Here is a 19,764-nt window from a genome sequence, read left to right as displayed (position 1 = left end):
TGTAATGATTCCTATTAGCACAAGCAAGCTAATGAGAGCGAAGACGATTTTAAAGATTCGTTTTACAATTTTCATTTGTATATGTTTAAACAACCGATTATGTCGGTTAGTATATGAAGCTTAGCTAGCCGATAGGTGGCTATGATTTCTAAACCTTGTTGTATGCCGTTATATCTAAACTGTTTTGGTTTCATCTGTAAACTAGCGTTTTCAACGATTTCCGAAATTCGTTTATTTCTTGTCTCATCTCTCTTAGCTGAAGCAACCCAGTATAGAAGTCCCTTTTTAGAAGACTTATTTAGACTTTCAAAGTATTTCATTGCTCCTTTCTGTCTTCTAAGTTCTTGTTCTAGGTCTTCGGGTATTTCTAGTCTTTCAACAGTATCTAGAATTGTCCAAGAACCATTTTCTTTTGCGATTTCAATGCTTTTATAGCCAGCCTCTTTCATAAGACTCTGGTCAATTAACATTTTTACTTTATGCTTATTTACTTTTGACCAATTACTTTTCGGCTTTCTTTTACTGAAATACTGCTTGAATCGTTCGTTATCAATTGTCTTTTTTGTACTATCAATCCAACCAAAACAAAGTGATTCGTCAACAGATTCACTCCAACTTAGGTTGAAATTAGGAGTGCCTTTTTTTATAAAAAACCAACCAAATGGCATCCTTTTCTTTATGATTCAATTCAAGCCAGTCTCTCCACTCTTCTCTACTTCTTGGACAAATTTCTTTAGCTTCTTTCATTCTGTTTTCTCTAATGGTATACAAAAGTCTTATTAAGTAGTAGTTGTGATTTAAAAAACATGTGCTGTTCGTTTTTTGATTGATGATTTATGGATTGACAATAGTACCTTTTTTTAACTAATCAAGTTAAGAAATGAGCTATCTAAAGCCGAGCTAAATAGTGATAACTACATTTCCTCTTTTATGCCCCATCTCCACATATGTATGAGCTTCGGCCATTTTTTCTAAGGGATATATGCTATCAATAACAGGGGTAATCTTACCTTGTTCTGCTAAAGATTTTAAGTTGAAAAAGGCTTCTTTTGGCGTTAATGGAGTTCCATGATCGATGGATATATATTTTCCATTCGAAGTCACTGCTTTTTTGCTCTCATCTTTTAATTTTGATGATTTCGAATTGCCTACAGCATCAATTACATATTTATAAGTTTCCAATTGTTTTTCAGCATTTTCTAAGGTGTAGTCAATCATCTTATCACTACCTAAAGAGGTTGCTAATTCAGAGTTTCTACGACTGCATACACTCGTAACATGAGCTCCCATATGCTTTGCCAATTGAATGGCCATTGTGCCTATACTTCCAGAAGCGCCATAAATTAAGATTTTATCTCCTTTATTGATATTTGTCTTTTTTAATAAATGAGACGCAAGCAAACCACCATAAGGTATTGCTGCAGCTTCCTCAAAACTAAGATTTACTGGTTTTAGAGACAGATTCCAATCTTCCGGTAAACTAATATATTCTGCATAAGAACCAAAACGACGTTTGGTAGGTGATATGGAACCATAAGCAAAAACCTCATCTCCAATTTCAAATAATGTCACATCTTTACCTTTACCCTCAACAATCCCAGCTGTTACCATTCCCAATACAGGGTTTCTTGGTCGTCCAAAACCAAATATGAGTTGAAGTATAAATCTGGGAATCATCGGTTCATTCATTCTCCGAATAAGAACATCACTTGTAGTTACTGAAGTAGCACATATCTTTATAAGTACTTCATTATCTTTTGGTGTTGGTTTTTCAACATTACTAAGCATCAGGTTTTCTACACCACCATATTTTAGACATTCTATTGCTTTCATAATTGTTTTTGTTAACAGCAAAGTTGGTTAAAATGTGGGGTACAAAAGTTCGTGTTATGAAATTGGAACAAACCTTTGCTTTTCATTATTCCTTTTTAAGAGCATAGATAACTTTTGCATCCACCCAAAAAATGTCCACATTTTCAAAATCATCAGACCCTACATTTCTGCTAAAGAAAAGATATTTACCGTCTGGTGTTATACTTGCTGAAGCTTCCCAAGCGTTCGTATTTATTTTATCACCCAAATTAATGGCATTACCCCAAGTACCATCTTTTTGTTTAAAACTGATATAAATATCAGAATCCCCAAAACCTTCTTCTCTTTTAGCATCAAATAATAAATACGTTTCATCTGGGGCTATGAAAGGATGACTTAAAAAAGTTCCTGTGTTTATTGCTTTAGGCAAGGCTATAGGTTCCTCATACTTTCCATTGATTAAACGTGAATAGCGAATTGGAAAAGTTGAATCATTCTCTTTATAGGTGTCAAAATAGTACGTCCCGTTTGAAGACGATGAAAGGCGCATAATATACATAGAATCATTACTTACAGTAGGAGGCTCCAGTTTTTGTAATTCAGACCATCCAGATTCCGTTTTTTCTAGATAACGGTCACCTAAATGCATGGTTTTACCGTCTGGAGATATTACAGGTCGTCCTATCCATGGAGATGCTATTTCCGATTTATCCCATTCGCCATTAGTGTCATTGTATTTGTATTCATAAAAAGCTGATGTTTTATTTTCCTCTCCTCTTCTAATAAAATAAAATGCTTTCATATCTGGGGTAAATGCACTATTGACTTCATACAAATCTGTAGAAACAAGTCCAGGGGCAAAAGGAATTGGAATGAAACCTGGTGGTGTTTGACCTAAGTAAGGTTTTTCAATAGTTTGTAAATCTCCTTCTTTTGAATCTTGGGTTTTAGTTTTACATGCATTTACTAAAAGTAGCAATATTAATGTCGATATAAAATATGCTATTTTCATTTTATTTGATTTCATAATCTTTCGCTTTGTTTATTATTCACATTAAAGCTTATAACCAGCTAAAGCCTAATCCTACATTAAAGAGTAATGCATCTTTATGCATATCACCTTCTAAAGACGCGCGACCCAAAACTAATTTAGACTGCACATTAAGCGCGAAATTTTTCTTTTTGTAAATCTCGTAACCTGTACTTGCCATAACAGCGCAACCAAAGTTCCAATCGTCATTTACATTGTCTTTTATATCGTATAGTGCTGGCGAATCTATTGCTAAACCAATTCCTCCATGAATCCACCAACGGTCTTTTACCCAATACTGAACCGATGGAATAAAACCTCCAAAATTCCTGTCATTATCTTGAAATGCGTATATGTTTCCTGGCATAGCGGCTGTAATGGCGAGTTTTTCGTTTAACATATAACCAAACTTTAAATCTGGAAAAACGAAGGTTCCTTGTGCTTTGTCGAAAGTTTGCATACCAGCACTATCTTCTATACCGATTATGCCTCCACCTACTACGAATTCGAAGATAAAACCATCTCGCTGTGTTGTTGTTTCCGAACTTGTGTTTTGCGCATATGTTGTACTTGATACTAATGCAAAGGCTACACAAGCCATTTTTAATACCATTTGTTTTTTGATTTTAATTGATTTCATAATTGTTCGTCTTTTGATTATTGATTGATTTTGATGATTAAAAATTACGATAGGTGTCTTAACATATCGACTTGATTTATAATTCAGAACTTTAATAGTTACGGATTTTACTTAAAACTTTATTCCCACGTAAAGGTTGGGTTCAAACAGGAAATAGGATTTCCATTTATTGTCTAATTGCTTAAATCCATCTGGTGTGTTAGTGTCGAACATCCAGTTTTGAGCATGAATTTGGGGTTCGATAAAAATTCGTTTCTTTTTTCCAAAAGCAATATGATAACCAACGTGATATGAGGTGTACAGCTTAAAACCGTTGGCTATTTTTTCATTGTTTAAGTCTAAATAAGTTTTGTATTGTGGTAATACTTCTACTGATGCGAATAAGCCTTTCCAAAGCATGCGCTGATAGGAAATTCCTACACCTGTTTCTCTAACATAACCTGGATAGAATTCGCTTTCAGAATCTATTTTGTCTAAAAGTCCATCCCACCATTGAATACCCATTGGCTGGAATAATCTCCAAGTGGCGAGTTTAACCCCAATGATGTTTTTAGAATCCAATTCACGCTTTAGATGTAACTCAATATGCTCCGTATTGGTTCTTTTGCCTCCATCACCAATGTTAGCTAAGATAATTGCCGGAAAGCTAACTCTGTATTTGTAATTTGTATCATTACCTTTTATTGATTCCGTTTTACTCTGTGCAAAAACATTGAGTGTACAAAATGTTAAGCCAATGATTAGTAGTTTTTTCATTTTTGTAAGTGTTTAACTGTTCGTTTTTTGATTGTTTAAATTGATGTTTACTATTATTTACTGCAAAATTGATTAATGTATGGTGGGTAAACGTTCGTGTTTTGAAATTGAAACAAACATTTCCTTATCACTCTTTCGTTTTGAGGTCAAAGATGATTTTTGCATCCACCCAAAATATATCCGCTTTGTCCCGTCCATAGGAGCTATGAAAGAAAAAGTACTTACCGTCTGGTGATATACTTCCATACGCATCCTCAAACTCTGTATTCATTTTGTCACCTAAATTAATTGCAGGTCCCAGGAATTATCTTGTTGCCGAAAAGAGATGTACCCGTCTGAATCCCCATATCCACTTTCTCTCTGATCGTCCCATATAATATAAGACTCATCTGGTGCAATAAATGGGTGCGCATTCCATATACCAACATTTACGTTTAATGTTTTTGGTTCCTCATATTTCCCATCAACAAAACGCGAATAACGTAACGGACCATCTTCGCTTGCTTCATTAAAATAATAGGTGCCATTTGACGCAGCAGTAAGTCTCATAATCGGAAATTTATCAAAAGGGGCTCCAAGTGGTTTTACATCCGACCAGCCTGAGGAGTCTTTTGTTCTATAGTTTCTCCCCAAATGCATCGTTTTGCCATCCGGTGCAATAAATGGCTCGCCTGATTTTGTTGCTATAACGGATTCAACCCACTTATCCTTTTTGAGCTCAACAACAAATAAAGCATTGTTTGCATACTCACCACCTCTTCTTCGAAAATAAAACGCTTTTAAATCAGGCGAAAAAGCTGCTCCTGCTTCTCTTTATTCTGTTTTGATGATCTCTGGTGCAAATAGTGCAGGTTCTATGCCTGGTGGTTGTTGACCGAGATACGTGTTGTCCTTTGTCAATACATTACTATCTCTTAAATCCTGTTTTTTAATGTTGCAGGAATTTAGAAATATCACTACTATAGATATCAATAATTTCAAGCTATTGTTTCTCATTTTTTTTGATTTTTGATTGATTTTGTAATCTCAGTTATGACATCTCCGGTGTGCAACGTTGTTTTACTTTCGATTAATAATATGGTACATTCTTTATCTGAAGACACTTTATGTTTTACACCTTTGGGAACTACAAAAAGATCTCCCTGTCGCATGGTAAAAGACTGTTGTTGCTCGATTTCCATTTCTAATGAACCTTCTAGAATGAGGAACAACTCATCTTCATTTTCATGAGTATGCCATGGAACATTATCGCCTTTAACTTTGGCAATTTTTACATATTCATTATTTACTTCCGCAATTATTCGTGGTGAATAATAGGATTGTAATTTTTTAACTTGATCATTAATGTTTACCATAGGACATCCATACATTCTTACGTTTAGTACCAAGGATTTTCAATACCAAGTAGATTGAATTATAATTTTTTTTGCGTACCATATTCCAAAGCTGCACCTATGGCAATGCCCAAAACAAACCACAACTGCATATTTGAGGTGAAATACCCTACTACAGTTCCAAGTATGATCCCTATTCCAAGTTTTAGACCTTTCTTACTCTTTTTAGTTTCCATTTTTTCCATTTTTTGAGTGTTTATTTAATTTTTGATAAAACTAAATGGATTAGAGAAAAAAAGAGTTCTACTTTAAAAACCGGAACTAATTCTTTTAGTCTGCAAACTGCACGCGTATTAAAGGACTGTTCAGTAAGCTTACCAAAGTTTTTACATTCATATGAAAGCTACCAGCGGCTGATGCTGTGAACTGTTTTAATTCTCTTAGTTTTTCCCTATTATAATACACTCCGTTCAACAACACCCCATTGATGCTTTTTGTATTGTTTATATCCAGCAAAGGATTTTTATCCAGTAAAACCAAGTCTGCTTTTTTGCCTATTTCAATAGTACCATAATCCTCAATTGCATTTGAGTAGGTTGCCGGAACTACGGTTGCACTTTGTAAAGCTTCAAGATTGGTCATCCCGGAAGAAGTTAATTCGTACAATTCATCATGCAAACTAAATCCGGCAAACACATAAGAGTCGGTAACATCAGTTCCTGCCATAATGGGCACCCCCATGCTATTTGCCATTCTTACTTGTTTTTTTGAAGCTTCATAAAATTGTTCACTTAAACTAATACCTTTTCTTTCGAGATTTTTCTTTTTATTATGATCTGTATCGTACTTCCACCATAGTTGTTTTCTAATCTTGGTGATATACTTTAGATTTTCATTGTTTGTAAAGGCTTCCTTATATGCATTGGCTTCAAACTTTAAGGTCTGCAAGGTTGGTGTCCAATAGGCTTTTTTTTGCTCCATTAAACGCATTAATGCTTTTGCATGGACACTGTCAAACTGTTGTACAATCTTTGCTTTTGATTTAGAAAAATAGGCTTTCCAATTCGTTGGATGCTTTAAACTATCCGTTTCTGGGAAACACTCGTACATGAATATGCGACCGTGTTCAAAACTTTTTTGCCCCAAATTAACCGCTTCTTCCAAACTTAGAAACATGGGCTTATGACCTGCCAGATGCAACCCATACTGAGGTGCTCTTAACGCTAATGTTTTGTAAGTGTTTTTTGGCAATTGCTGATACACCTTTATAAAATCTACCTTTTTCTTTTTATAGAATTGTAATAGTGAATCAACCTGTGATGGATTTTGCAGTTTAAAAAAGTCTGGAGCACCTTCAGGAATGGCTTTTTCACCATCCATTTGGTAACTGCTTTGTAATGCGTATCTCGGTGTGACCCTAGTGTTATTCTCTAGGTCTTTATTCCACTGTAATCGTTCTTTACTACCCACCCAATAACTGTCATTCTCATTCAATTGACCAGACATATCCCGTACGCCAGTAATGCCATTTGCGATGTACAGTGGATGATGCAACCATTCTGAATGTTGGTTGGAATGAGTATGCATATCCCATAAACCTGGAATGAGGAATTTACCAGTGCCATCGATTATTAAAGCTTGATTAGAATCTATTTTATTTGTGCTATCAATTTTTGTAATTCGAGAGCGCTCAATGAAAACAGATTGCTTCTTCAATACTTTACCTGAAACTACATCAATGATATTAACATTCTTTATGATGGCCTTCTTTGATAGCTTTGGAGGCTGTAAGGTACTCATTGGCCATAGATAAGCTGTCGTAAGAACTATAAGTACTACACAAATGAATGCGCCACTAGCTTTTAAAAAAAACAAAACTTTTTTCTTCATGATTTAGCTTTTTGTTATTCCATTTAGTAAGGCTAAAGCTTCCTTTTTTAAAAAATCTTTTTCAATTAGCTCTTCAAGTGTTTGTTTAGCCTGTTTCAAATAGCCAATTTTTATTTGAGATTTTGCTACTAACAACTGAAAGTTTTCATTAAAAAAATAAGGTTTGGCAAAGGTGATTAATTCCATCCCTTTTTCTAATTTATCATTATTTTCATTGGCGTTTTGCAATAGTATAAATCCGTAAGTTGCTATAAGTTTATAATCATATTGGTCCGCTTTTCTTTCATTGTTAACCGCATTCAAATAAAACTGACCATTGACAAACTTTTTTATGAATGCAAGTGTTTCCTCTTGCTTACCAGTATCTTTTCGCATAGGTTTCACTCCTAAGGCGTTCACTACAGCCTCTGCCGAAGCTTTTGTAGAAGCTGGATTTTGCCCTGTTATAAACTTGCCAGAAATGACCACGTTTTCTAACATAAAACTACTTTTTTGATAGATTGCTCCTTTTGCGTTTAGAGCGTCTTCTAATAAAAAAGGAAATTCGTTAAGCCATTTGCTCTTAAAAATATGTTCCTCTTCGTTAGAAAAGCCTGTAATGTTTACCTTATCTAGAATATACTTGTTTTGCTGTTTCACATTTACAAAAGCTGATGCCCCATGACAAACAGCAGCCAAAACTGTACCTTTACGATTATATATATTTAAAATTATATCATGTAATGACGGATCGTAAGGAATATCGAACATTGCACCCTTGCCACCTATGACATAAATAGCTTGAAAATTACTAGGATTAATTTGTGAAGTGGCTACTGTTTGCTTCAGGAGAGAAGCTGTATTTTCATTTGTTAAAAACGCCTTATTCTTTTCTTTGGTTGCGTCGAATTTATCTGCAATAACACTGCCGCCTTTGGGACTTGCTACAGTAACCCTTACCTTATTTTGAGTAAATATATTGTAGGCATCAACAAATTCCTCAAACTCAAAACCTGGTCTTGTTAGGCCATCATCTTTTCCGTAACTACTGACAACAAGTAAAACCTTCTTTTGAATTTTTGAATTTGACTGGGAAAAAGTTGATGCAGTTATTGACAACAACAATAAGACTATAAAGTTTTTCATGATTTTGAGTTTTTAGAAATACTATTCTGATTTGATGTTACAAAGTTGCGATGAACCTTGAAGCAAGAGTTAATAAGTTTAGCGCAAGACCATAAATTATGATGCATTTTGAAATATTACCAAAGAATAAATCAAGTAATTTCTTACTGTTAATAATTTGATGAAATAAAACTAATTGTAGCTTATAAAAGGAAGGTTCTAATTATAAATCAGAATATATTAATTTACATGCTCTAATATCCAACTCGAAAAACCCTCACTTTCAGTTTCGACAATTGCAGTCAGAATGGTTTTTAGTTTAACTAATATTCCTAACAATTTTCAAATAATCAGCTATTATCGCTAATACCTTATTTCTGTTTTTTAGTTAGAATGATTCCAACTAAAACTCCAAACGAAACTCCAAGACTAATAAATAGGGCTAAATTGTCTGTCAAAACACCTATTACACTTCCGATTGCGGCACCAAAGGCTGAACCTAAGACTATTTTTTTTTCGTTATTCATATTTTCCAATTTTGTTTAGTTATGCGTTGATTAATTTTTGCAAATTTTGATTCAAATTTATTTTAAAGCCTGATAGTAATCGTTCTACATTACAAATCAGAACGAATTACTTTATATGTTCCAAAACCCAACCCGAAATTTCTTTTAACGCAATTGGTGAAAATGTCTGTTCTATTGTACTGTACTCTTCCATTTTACCAGTTTCACTTTCTTGAAAAAAGTGATTGAGACCTTCTAGTTTTAGTACTTTGAAGTCCTTATTTTCACCTTTGACCAATGCATCCTCAATACCTTTTTGATTTATCTCTGCTACTACTTGAGTATCTTTGGTTCCATTAAGGGACAAGACAGGAATATCAAGTTTTTCAATTTCAGTTGCAGGATTATAATTGTAGAAATAGCGAACCCACGGGGTGGTTCTTGTTTCAATTAATCCATTAATGACTTGAGATACCTTCTCATCATAACCAACCATAGGCGTTAGGATAGGCGTAATTGTGGCATTATAATGCTCCAAAAGTTCACTTTTAATAACCGATAACTCTTTATTGGAAGCCGCAATTGCAATCGCCTTTCGTATAGCCTGTTCATAGGCTACTTCATTGGGCACAGGGAATGGTCTCATGCTAATTGACTGCATCAAGGATATTTCGCTGCCCGGAATTCCTGTAGCTGCAAGTAATACGACAAAAGACACGTCTTTTGTTTGGTTTGCGGCCAACGGGGCAATTATACCTCCTTCACTATGACCTATCAGACCAATATTATTTGAATCGATATCATCTCGTGATTTTAAATACTTCACTGCGCTAAGTACATCTGTTGAAAAATCCGCAGTTGTTGCTTCGCTAAAATTACCGGTTGATTTTCCAACACCTCGATCATCAAAACGCAAAACTGCAATACCTTGGCGAGTTAAATGATCTGCAATTATCCAAAAAGGTTTGTGATTTGCAAATGTTTCATCCCTATCTTGAGGACCACTACCGCTTATTAAAATAACAGCTGGAGATTTTTTATCAGAAGTAGGTAAAGTTAACGTACCAGCAAGTAAAATATCAGCTTGTTTATTCTCAAAAACTACGTTTTCTTCATTATAGGGATAAGGTTTAACAGGTTCTTGAGGTCTATTATTTTTAGCTTCCAATTTTAGCTCTCCTTGTTTTAAATTTAAAGGAAGTGTATTCGCTCCTTCAGTAAATTTGCCTTCAAACCGTTGGGATGTTTTATTAAATTTTCCTTCGTATTTTATGCCTAAGTTTGCTCCATCAATTAGCAATATTCCATTGTTAAAAGATGTGTTTTGAGGCTTTAGACCGGCAACACGTTGTGATGGTATGGAAAGATGAGTGACATATTCATTTTGAATATTCTCAATATTAAAAATAAAACTGATTTCTTTGTCTTCCCCTAGTCTTACTGTTCCATTCCATTTTCCAGAAATGTCTTGAGAAAAGCTCAAAACAGAATATAACAATAAAGCGAATGTAATGTGTATTTTTTTCATTTTATAATGTTTAAATGTGTTAGAATTTGAACGTACTTCTCCTATCCGAATAACTTTCAGAATTAAAATAAATACGTTACCTAGTTGTGATTGTTAGATTATGATAGGGCTAGTCTTCTAGTTCCTGCAATATGGTATTTGCTGACTCTGTTGCATTCCTGTATTTTTTTAGTACCCATTGTGAGAATATATACAAGACGCCAATACCAGATGGCACCAGCCAATTCAGTTTTTCTGTCATTGTAAAAACATCTATACCCTTCATAATTTTACCAAAGGATATCAAAGCAAGTATCAACACTAGAAAACTTGTATAAAAGCTTATTTTTTGGAATCGCATAAACTTTGTTTTTTCTTTTGCGTAATTCACTAACGACTCTTTGTAAGTGCTTTTAGAGATATTTATAGCTTTCATTTTTTTTATAGACTTTAACGAAAGTATAGGCAATAACATACAGGCAACTATTGTGAGTACACCTGTAAGTTTTAAATACCACACATCTAGCAAGTTAAAATTACTTATGAGATAAATAACCGCAGCAAAACAGATAAAAGCACTTAGGGTTTCTGGTACAGAGATTCTGCGCATTCTGTTTTCATAACGTTCTTTAGTCATGTCTAGAATTAACTGATCAGTTAATACTTTTTGTTGGTCGACTTTTTGACTCATATCTTCCCAAAGGGATTTCATTTCTTCAAGTTCCATACTTATTTTATTTTTTAATTTGAGATTTTAATTTTTGTTTAATTCTTCCTAAACGAGTGCCAATATTGGTATTAGTAAATCCAGTAATTGCTGCTATTTCATCATAGTTTTTACCTTCTAAATGAAGCAGTATGATTCCTTTTTCCACAATACTAAGTTTTTTTATATGCGCATATAAAAGTGTAATACGCTCTTCCATAACTGCATCAACTTGATCGATTTTATTCAAAAGAAAATTGTCTATAGATACTCGAGTTCCTTTTCTCTTTTCTTTTTTTAAATAACTGATTGCAGTATTTAATGCAACGCGATACATCCAAGTACTAATTTTTGAATTGGATTTAAAAGAAGGGTAAGATTTCCAAAGTTGATATACTATTTCTTGATATACATCTTTTTGATCCTCGGTGTTATTTGAATAAATTCTAGAAGTTTTATAAATAATACCTTCGTTCTCTTTTATATACTGAATGAACTTCTTTTTTGAATGCATTGAAAAGATTATTACACTCTATTAGTTTATGAAGTAGCTGAAAAATCACAAAAATGTGGTTTTAATTTTATAAAATATCTGTAAGACATTGCTTTTCAAGCATATAATATTATAAAAAACTAACTAAAATTATATCGATAGAGAGCTTATAAAAGTAAGGTAAGAAATATAAGACTACTTTTTTTGAACACTTTTTAGGTAAGCGTTAGGCGTGGTGCCTTCTATTTTTTTAAAAAAGGTATTGAACACTGTTTTAGAGTTAAAACCACTATCATAAGCTATAGCCATAATAGTTAAGCCTTTGTTTTCCTCTAGAAGAACCCGCTCTTTAAACTCGTTAATTCTATAGGTATTAACATATTCCGAGAAGTTTTTTTGAAACCCTAAGTTTAATAATTGCGAGACATAATTAGCAGGAAGTTCCAAGTAAGAAGCTAAATCTTTTAAGGATAGGTCTGGATTTAAATACAGTTTGTAGTCCATCATTATTTGCTCCAATTCCTTGCTGTACTTTTTTATTTCGTTGGAATCCAGTAAGGCCTGTTTATACTTTTTCTTCCGTTTGTAGTTTAAGTTATCCGGAATGGCTTTAAGCATAATGTCTTTAAACCTTTTGTGATTTTTTATAGGTTTAAGAATTGGTGATGGATTTAATAATAAAACTAATGGCAAACGGTTATTATATGCTTGCTCTACTAAATCAACTACCTTCTCACTATTACCTAACAAGGCATTTACTAATATCAAAAATGTAAATGCTTTATCTACAAGGGTAGTTGTTAAATAGGTCTCTAATTCTTTTAATCCATCATTGCACTTTTCCGTTTCATTGAGCTTTGCATAACACATAGTTTCACCTCCTAATTTGGTGAGGTCTTTCACAGAAACTCCTTTAAGTGAACCGAAATATGTCAAAGCTTCATTTGGTTTGCCCGACATTAATAAACATATTCCTATATAAATTGGTGGAAAGGGTAACATTGGGTCTAGCTTCAATGCCTTTTTTAAGAAAGGTATCGCAGTTTCGTATTCTTCTTTCAAGTAGTATAGAAAACCCTTATAATGATGATTTATGGCGGCATAAGGATCTAACTGTAACGCTTTGTCAAGATAATTACGTGCCGCATCCAATTTTCCTTCCACTGTCAAAAAATTAGAAATGGTTAAGTAAATATCGTCTGCTTGTTGCATCTCCAATGCCTTATTTGCATGTTCGTAAGCTTTCTTAAGATTCCAGTTTTGCCAGCATTCTATCCAAGCCATATTCAATTGTGACCTTGATGAGTTTGGGTCTAGCTCTAAAGCCTTTAATAAATAAGGCTGGGCCTTTTCATATGCTTCAAATGCAGGTAGAAGCCCCATGGTTCCCATATTAACATAGGCTAGATTAATATCTAGATAGGGATTTGGAAAATTGGGTGCTTTTCTTACGAGATCTTGAAGAATGTTGATACCCTTTATAGAGTTTTTATAATCTAGTTTCATGATGTAGTACCTTCCTTTCAAATATTCTCTATAAATAGCTACATGAACATCAATAGGTGCTACAAGCTTCTCTTCGATTTCAATATGACCTATGTGTTCACGTAGTTTTTCAGCAATAAACAGACTAATTTCATCTTGAATTTCAAAAATGTCTTCTGGGTTTCTATCAAAGGTTTCTGACCAGAAATGAAAATCATCTACAGTATCGATCATTTGCACTGTTATGCGCATTTTCTTCTTTGAAGTTCTTACACTACCTTCAATAAAGGTAGCTACCTTTAATTTTTCTCTTATTTCATTTGCTGTTACTGACTTGTTTTTAAAAAAAAATGAAGAGGTACGAGAGGTTACAGAGAGATCTTTTATTTTGGCAAGGGCATTAATGATTTCTTCGGTTAATCCATCACAGAAATATTCGTTTTCAATACTGTTACTCATATTGACGAAGGGTAAAACTGCTATGGATTTATTTTCTATCATCTTTTTTAAATGCACTCGTTTTTGAAATTATTCAAGTTTTAATTTTGATAAAATCGTTTACTATATAGACTGTGTAAAACTTATATTAATAATACTCAATATGATTATTTAGAATTTAGCATAGGATTTCTACTTTTTTACTCCAATCGTTAGGGTCTTTTTTAATTCCTAATTTTAATTTACTTTAACCTGTTACTTACCCATTATCCTTTCGAGAGTAGATTTATAATTAATTACAAACCTTTCTCAATTATTTATTAAAAATAAAATATATGAAAGTAAAAACACTACCCAAAATCATTTAATAATCTTGCAAGAATTAACTTTGCGTTGAAATTTTAAATTCAATGAAGCATATCGAGATATACATTTCATTTTTTTTAGTATATTTCTTCAAATTATTACTAATTAATTGTGAACACAAAACTGAACACGTTTTGGAACACGATTTTCTAATATAGAACTTTGTAAAGGCCCATTTTTAGGCATTTTCAAAATTTAAGGGCGAATTCATAACCCGGAGGTCGGGGGATCGTGCCCCCCTCTCGCTACTTAATAATAGGCACATTATAAACGGTTTAGCGAAAGTTAAACCGTTTTTTTATTTAATCAGGTTTAAATTATATTTAATATAAAAATCAGGGGCAAGCATTTATCTTGATAACAATAAGTTTAATTTAATGTTTTAAGTAAACAAATTATGGATTTTCATTCTCCATTTTCATTTGTTTTTTAGCTGTTTCAATTTCTTCCGTTGAAGGTTCTGGTAATTTTTGGTCAGAAGCCAAATTGGGCTCAAAACTAAATTCTGTATAAAATGGAAAGTGATCAGAACCAATATCGCTTCCTATTTTGATGTCAGCAACCCGAAATTCGGCAGAAGAAAAAACATGATCTAGTGGCCAACGCATAATGTAACTATCTGCATTGTAGGTATTATATAAACCTCTACCCTTTCTACTATCAAGTAGACCACTGACTTTTTGAAATAATTCTGTAGTTTCAGACCAAGCAACATCATTAAAATCTCCCATAACAACAACCGGATATTGTGAATCTCGCGTAAGCATTGCTACTTTCATCATTTCTGCATCACGATCCACAGAGGTAGGATTATGTTGTGGAGTTGGAGGAGCAGGGTGAATTGCAAATAATTGCACCGTATCTTTAGATGGTAATATTAATTTGGTATGAATTGATGGTATCGTATCTTCGACCAAATATTTTATGGAGGGTTCGTATAGTTCATACTTCGAATACAAACTCATACCATACGTATTCTCCAAAGGAGCTTCAACCCTAAATTTGTAACTATTCTTAAAATTTTTACTGAGTTTTGCTATCCAATTTTTATTAGTTTCAGTAAATAATAGAATATCCGCATCATTTCGCTTTGCATCCTCGATAAGCAAGCTTTTGTTTTCATTCTCTTGCAAAACATTTGCAGCATAAATGGTAAGATTCTGCTCGGCGTTCTCACTTGCCATATATATTTCATACTTCGCAAAAGCAGTATACGTATAAATCTTTTGAAGTTGGACTATGATACACCCCACTAAAACAAGGACAAAAATTTGATCTACTCGATTCTTAATGTCAAACCTGAAAAAATAAATCAGAAAGGCTAGTGTCGTGAGTACTGTTAGTTGAAGATGTGGAAAATCAAATATCCTTACTACCCAACTATTTACCGGTATATAAGGGAAAATAGTTAGTATAATTGCAAGTATCCCAAAAGCTCGGAGAAAGATTTTAAAATTTGACATCCTTTAAAGTATACAATAAAATTTATAATTGGCTATATATTGATAAGTTACACCAATTAAAAACAGTCTATTAATACAATAAAATTAATTATTAGACTCAAATTGCATTTATCCAAATACAATTAAAACCTACAATCCTGAATAAGATTATTTAACTAATTTAAAAACTTAGCATATTATGTAAATATAAAACTGAACTCGTTTTCGCAAACGAAATTTTAATTTAGTATCACTAAAGTGCCTGTATATAAATATTTAAAATTTTAAAAGAAAAATTAATAACGCCGAGGTCGGGAGATCGCACTATCCTCACGCTACATAACAATTGGCACATTATATATGGTTTAGGGAAAGTTAGATCCTTTTTTAATTTAATCACGTCTAAAATATATTTAATATAAAAATCAGGGGCAAGCATTTATCTTGAAACGATAAGCTTAATTTAAGGGTTTAAGTAAAAAACAACTAATAATTAGTTTACTAATTGACAAAACGAGTTAGTATATCCATGCAACAAAATTAAATTTAATGTACTTTATTTGTATCCATTAAAAAGCAATAACGTACTATATAAAATATCTCTTTTACGGAAATAACAAATGACCTACACCCTACTTACCCTACTAATTTTCGCCATAGGTTTCTACTACGTCAAAAAATATGGTAATAAAGCCAAAAAGAATATTGAGGAACATTTTAAAGAAGAGGTAGTACCCGTAAACGAAGAAGTTGGTACCAAAAAACAAGCATCACCTAAAAGAAAAACTTTACCTAAAAACTTTGGAGAACTTATAGAAAATAGCACTATTGAAGAGCTTATTACTGTCTTTAACAAATGTGATGTAAATGCTCGTGGTGGATATACAAAAAAAACAGCGCTAGCCTTTGATAAATGTCCGCATGAGTTAGCTAAATGGTTAATTGAAAATGGAGCAGACATCAATGCTACTGACACGTATGATAAAACTCCGCTACATAATAGAGCGGGCAGCATATTTGGTAATATTACAAGCCTATTAGAACTAGACGCAGATATACATTTAAGTGATGGTAAAATTGGAAATGCGCTACATTCTGCGGCCTTTGTCCTTAATGTTGAAAACTGCAAAATTTTACTCGATGCCGGCACCCCTGTAGATGCTATTAGCGAAAGTGGTTTATCTGCCTTGGAGCTATCTCTAAGTATGTGTAGCAACATTGGAATTGTAAAAATGGTAGCGCTCTCCAATATACTCTTAGACGCCGGAGCAAAGAAAACATCAAAAATGCGGGCATCTGTAGAAAAGATAGGTGAAACCTTTGAATTTCATAGAGCGGGTTTTAATAAAGACAGTGTATCCGAATATAGTAATGCATTAGATGAACTATATCGAATATTCGAAGTTGCTCCTGTTCAAAAAAGAGTACTACACGATGGCAAAAGCACCATTACTGTCACAACAAAAACTTGGCAAAAACAACATCAAGAATTATGGGAATTACTAGTCCCCTCAAGTGGACCCGCCGAAACTGTACAAGGCGAAGTTATCCGAATATCGGGAAAAATAGCCCATGAAATAAACAGAAATGGCGGCGGAAATTGGAATACTAATCATACTAAAATGACCAAAGCTTTCTTAAGTTTTGTTGAAAGCGGAAAAAGTGTTTCTACCAACGAATTAGAAGAGCTAACACTACTTATTAAAGAAATAAAGCGGTACAATGATGATGTTGCCATCATGTGCGAGATAGCCGTAAAATGGGTGTTAAATAACCCTACTCCTAAAAAGCTAGGTCCAGTTTTGTATAAAATTTAAATATTTAATGTAAATCCAAAACTAATATTCGAAGAACGGTTGTCTTCCAAATCTGAATTAAAAGTAATTACAGAGGAATTGTAAAGGGCTGAAAAACTTATCTTTTTGGTAAGCGGCATTTCTGCCTTAAACTGACTTAGTATTCTATGATTACTTATGTTGGTATATAAAGGCTGAAAATAAAGTGTACCTGTAATATCTAGATTCAACTTTTTAAAATTTTGATTTAAAGAAATATAACTGCTATTTCTGTGGTTATAAAATTTTTGTTCTGTTGCCTTCACCAGTTCTATTTCATATATATAAGAGTTGCCTATATAGGCCAGCGTTCCACTTTTGGAAAGAAGTTTTAATCGTAAACCAACACCTGCCAGGTTTCTTTCAGATATGGTTAGTTTTTGGTTGTTCTGGTTTTGCAAAAAGGCTTCGAATCGTACCACTTCCGATAATTTCTGATTAAACCGTGCGTGTAAAAAATAGGAATTTTGGAAATCCTCATTTTTAGACCGAATTAAGTTTACATTACCAACCAAGAAGTAAATACTCCTTAAATCTTTAGATTTTAGCTGCGTAGTTAGGTTAGACCCTACTTGAAGAATATACGCTCCGTTGTTATCCGTATAGTTAAAAAGCAAATCGCTATTTAAAACAAACCTCAACGAATCCGTATGCATTCGTTTCGATTCAATATTTACCAATTGAGCTTGTAAGGAATTGATTAGCAAAAATATTGAAATATAAAAAAGAGGTTGAATAATTTTCGAAATGAACTTCATAAAGAATAGTCACTAAATTTAAAAGGAAAGTTGATAAGTAGATTACTGCAAAACTATTACTAAATTTTTTCTAATAAAAAATATCAAGAATTTTCTAGAATTCCTAGGACAACTAAAGCGTAGTAAATAACCTCGGGACAAGCCCGCGAGGCATTGAATTGAAAACATAATTAATATTTCGGCGCAAGCGTCGGAGCATTTAAATCTCGATTATCGAGTAAACACCATACGTGACAATTTAGATACCAATAGTTTTCTTTTGCTATTTCAAATAAATTAACTTCTATTCTAAAAAATAATTATGTGCTGACTAAACCGTTTTTTTATGTCTATATTTCATAAATAATATAAGCTTTTAAATAAAATTATCTGAAACAACGACTTATCTTCAAATATTATAAAGTACTAATTATCAATTTGTTAAACAGAAATCAACTTTCTAGGTAATGGAGAATATAAATTTCTATTCAGAACTTAAAAACAGTAGTAGCTCACTTATACATTTATTAGAAAACGAAGGAAACTTTATAGACGTACCGCTTTCATGGCATGTTGTTGTGGTAGACATTCAAAACTCTACCAATGCGGTAAAAGAAGGCAATCATCATCAAGTAAATCTAACGGCAACAGGAGCTATTATTTCCGTATTGAACACGATTAGAAAAATGAAACGGAATTGTGAAATACCTTATTTCTTTGGAGGTGACGGTGCTACGTTTATTATTCCTGAGGTATTATTAAAGCGCACTATCCAAGTACTTGACAATTACAGCATACATATTAAAAGTAAAATTAATTTAGTATTAAGAGTAGGTGAAATTCCTGTAAAAACATTAATTAAAAAGAATGTACAGTTAAAAATGGCCAAGCACCAGCTCACAGAAAAATTAACCATCCCTATAGTTTTGGGTAACGGCCTTAAAATTGCGGAAGACATTATTAAATCATCTTTCAAAGAAAAAGAAACTACCACCTTTGACGAAACGCTCTTGAATTTAGAAGGCATGGAATGCAGGTGGGATGAAATAAACCCAGACCAAAGTAAGTCGAAAGTAGTATGTTTATTACTCGATGCCGTCGATGAAGACTCGCAAATGACCACTTATAAAGAAGTTCTTGCACAAATGGATAAGGAATTTGGAACTTTTGAAAAGAGACAGCCTATAAAAAACACCAATCTAAAGTTAGATGCTCGTCCACAAAAAGTATGGGAAGAGATGAAAATTAGTCTCGTATCCACCAGCTGGATTTATTTTTTTAAAAATTGGTTAAAAACCAAATTTGGGAGCATATACCTAAATTTCACCAAAAGCGGAAAACAATACTTAAAACAGGTAGGGCAACTATCGCACACCTTTATGCTAGACGGGATGATTAATACTGTTTTTATAGGCGAGCAAAGCAAAATAGATGATTTCATTAAATTTCTAGATGCGTTAGAAATTGACAAAAAGCTTATTTATGGCATACATGTTACCCATGCATCTGTTATGTCTTGTTATGTATTAGACAGAAGAACTACACATTCCCACTTTGTAGACGGTACCGAAGGTGGGTACACATCGGCCGCGAAAATGTTTAAAGCAAAGAAAAAGGCTAAGGTATCTTAAACGAATATCTTTATAATGCTATTATCATACAATCCATAATTTATAAGGTCAA

The 19,764-nt window shown here is 33.2% G+C and carries 21 protein-coding genes; 2 read left to right on the top strand and 19 right to left on the bottom strand.

Translation table 11 applies throughout. The annotated features are described in order from the left end of the window. Nucleotides 1-71: 71 nt before the first annotated feature. From BTR34_RS16015 to BTR34_RS15950, 18 genes are all read right to left on the bottom strand, one after another. On the bottom strand, nt 72-668 hold the full coding sequence (locus BTR34_RS16015; protein WP_068483036.1) for a YdeI/OmpD-associated family protein: 597 nt from the start codon (nt 666-668) through the stop codon (nt 72-74). Between the two features lie 232 nt (nt 669-900). Next, complete coding sequence (locus BTR34_RS16010; RefSeq protein ID WP_068483033.1) at nt 901-1,833, bottom strand: NAD(P)-dependent alcohol dehydrogenase; 933 nt, start codon at nt 1,831-1,833, stop codon at nt 901-903. A gap of 85 nt (nt 1,834-1,918) precedes the next feature. Next, a complete protein-coding gene (locus BTR34_RS16005; protein ID WP_197496135.1) occupies nt 1,919-2,839 on the bottom strand; it encodes a TolB-like translocation protein in 921 nt (306 codons plus the stop codon). Nucleotides 2,840-2,873: 34 nt separating this feature from the next. Further along, nucleotides 2,874-3,482, bottom strand: a complete 609-nt coding sequence (locus tag BTR34_RS16000; protein WP_068483030.1) for a hypothetical protein — start codon at nt 3,480-3,482, stop codon at nt 2,874-2,876. Nucleotides 3,483-3,593: 111 nt separating this feature from the next. Further along, nucleotides 3,594-4,238, bottom strand: coding sequence for a hypothetical protein (locus BTR34_RS15995; RefSeq protein ID WP_068483027.1), 645 nt, complete (start codon nt 4,236-4,238; stop codon nt 3,594-3,596). A gap of 72 nt (nt 4,239-4,310) precedes the next feature. After that, nucleotides 4,311-4,484 (bottom strand): hypothetical protein, encoded by a 174-nt coding sequence (locus tag BTR34_RS18850; RefSeq protein ID WP_157483774.1) that lies wholly within the window; start codon nt 4,482-4,484, stop codon nt 4,311-4,313. 33 nt (nt 4,485-4,517) lie between these two features. Then, nucleotides 4,518-4,871, bottom strand: a complete 354-nt coding sequence (locus BTR34_RS18625; RefSeq protein WP_157483772.1) for a hypothetical protein — start codon at nt 4,869-4,871, stop codon at nt 4,518-4,520. A gap of 180 nt (nt 4,872-5,051) precedes the next feature. After that, complete coding sequence (locus tag BTR34_RS18620; protein WP_083612619.1) at nt 5,052-5,234, bottom strand: hypothetical protein; 183 nt, start codon at nt 5,232-5,234, stop codon at nt 5,052-5,054. Continuing rightward, the gene (locus BTR34_RS15985; protein WP_262493631.1) at nt 5,231-5,608 is read right to left on the bottom strand and encodes a cupin domain-containing protein; all 378 of its coding nucleotides are present in this window, start codon (nt 5,606-5,608) and stop codon (nt 5,231-5,233) included. Before BTR34_RS15985 ends, BTR34_RS18620 begins: the two co-directional genes overlap by 4 nt. Before the next feature lie 44 nt (nt 5,609-5,652). Further along, nucleotides 5,653-5,817 carry a hypothetical protein gene (locus BTR34_RS18845; RefSeq protein ID WP_157483770.1) on the bottom strand — a complete coding sequence of 55 codons (165 nt, stop codon included), beginning with the start codon at nt 5,815-5,817 and terminating at the stop codon, nt 5,653-5,655. Between the two features lie 85 nt (nt 5,818-5,902). Next, nucleotides 5,903-7,462, bottom strand: coding sequence for an amidohydrolase family protein (locus BTR34_RS15980; RefSeq protein WP_068483024.1), 1,560 nt, complete (start codon nt 7,460-7,462; stop codon nt 5,903-5,905). A gap of 3 nt (nt 7,463-7,465) precedes the next feature. Continuing rightward, entirely contained in the window at nt 7,466-8,587 is a 1,122-nt protein-coding gene (locus BTR34_RS15975) for a type 1 glutamine amidotransferase domain-containing protein (RefSeq protein ID WP_082960120.1), read from the bottom strand. Nucleotides 8,588-8,937: 350 nt separating this feature from the next. Beyond that, nucleotides 8,938-9,093 (bottom strand): hypothetical protein, encoded by a 156-nt coding sequence (locus tag BTR34_RS18985; protein ID WP_197496134.1) that lies wholly within the window; start codon nt 9,091-9,093, stop codon nt 8,938-8,940. A gap of 106 nt (nt 9,094-9,199) precedes the next feature. Next, the gene (locus BTR34_RS15970; RefSeq protein ID WP_068483018.1) at nt 9,200-10,600 is read right to left on the bottom strand and encodes an alpha/beta hydrolase family protein; all 1,401 of its coding nucleotides are present in this window, start codon (nt 10,598-10,600) and stop codon (nt 9,200-9,202) included. A 109-nt stretch (nt 10,601-10,709) separates the two neighbouring features. After that, a complete protein-coding gene (locus tag BTR34_RS15965; RefSeq protein ID WP_068483014.1) occupies nt 10,710-11,306 on the bottom strand; it encodes a hypothetical protein in 597 nt (198 codons plus the stop codon). 7 nt (nt 11,307-11,313) lie between these two features. Beyond that, on the bottom strand, nt 11,314-11,799 hold the full coding sequence (locus tag BTR34_RS15960; protein ID WP_068483012.1) for an RNA polymerase sigma factor: 486 nt from the start codon (nt 11,797-11,799) through the stop codon (nt 11,314-11,316). Nucleotides 11,800-11,973: 174 nt separating this feature from the next. Further along, the gene (locus tag BTR34_RS15955) at nt 11,974-13,764 is read right to left on the bottom strand and encodes a helix-turn-helix domain-containing protein (RefSeq protein WP_074472152.1); all 1,791 of its coding nucleotides are present in this window, start codon (nt 13,762-13,764) and stop codon (nt 11,974-11,976) included. A gap of 698 nt (nt 13,765-14,462) precedes the next feature. Next, nucleotides 14,463-15,251, bottom strand: a complete 789-nt coding sequence (locus tag BTR34_RS15950; protein ID WP_235843173.1) for an endonuclease/exonuclease/phosphatase family protein — start codon at nt 15,249-15,251, stop codon at nt 14,463-14,465. 878 nt (nt 15,252-16,129) lie between these two features. On the opposite strand from BTR34_RS15950, the gene BTR34_RS15945 reads away from it, so the two are divergent. Further along, nucleotides 16,130-17,326 (top strand): ankyrin repeat domain-containing protein, encoded by a 1,197-nt coding sequence (locus tag BTR34_RS15945; RefSeq protein WP_082960119.1) that lies wholly within the window; start codon nt 16,130-16,132, stop codon nt 17,324-17,326. Here the strand turns inward: BTR34_RS15945 and BTR34_RS15940 are convergent. Then, entirely contained in the window at nt 17,323-18,000 is a 678-nt protein-coding gene (locus BTR34_RS15940; protein WP_197496133.1) for a DUF481 domain-containing protein, read from the bottom strand. The genes BTR34_RS15945 and BTR34_RS15940 overlap by 4 nt on opposite strands. Before the next feature lie 548 nt (nt 18,001-18,548). On the opposite strand from BTR34_RS15940, the gene BTR34_RS15935 reads away from it, so the two are divergent. After that, nucleotides 18,549-19,712: a DUF3095 family protein gene (locus BTR34_RS15935; protein WP_068482997.1), complete on the top strand. Its 1,164-nt coding sequence runs from the start codon at nt 18,549-18,551 to the stop codon at nt 19,710-19,712. Nucleotides 19,713-19,764: the final 52 nt, after the last annotated feature.

It is taken from the genome of Maribacter hydrothermalis (genome assembly GCF_001913155.1).
GTDB lineage: Bacteria > Bacteroidota > Bacteroidia > Flavobacteriales > Flavobacteriaceae > Maribacter > Maribacter hydrothermalis.
Note: the sequence above shows the minus strand (reverse complement) of the source record. Positions and strands in the feature narration are given on the sequence as shown.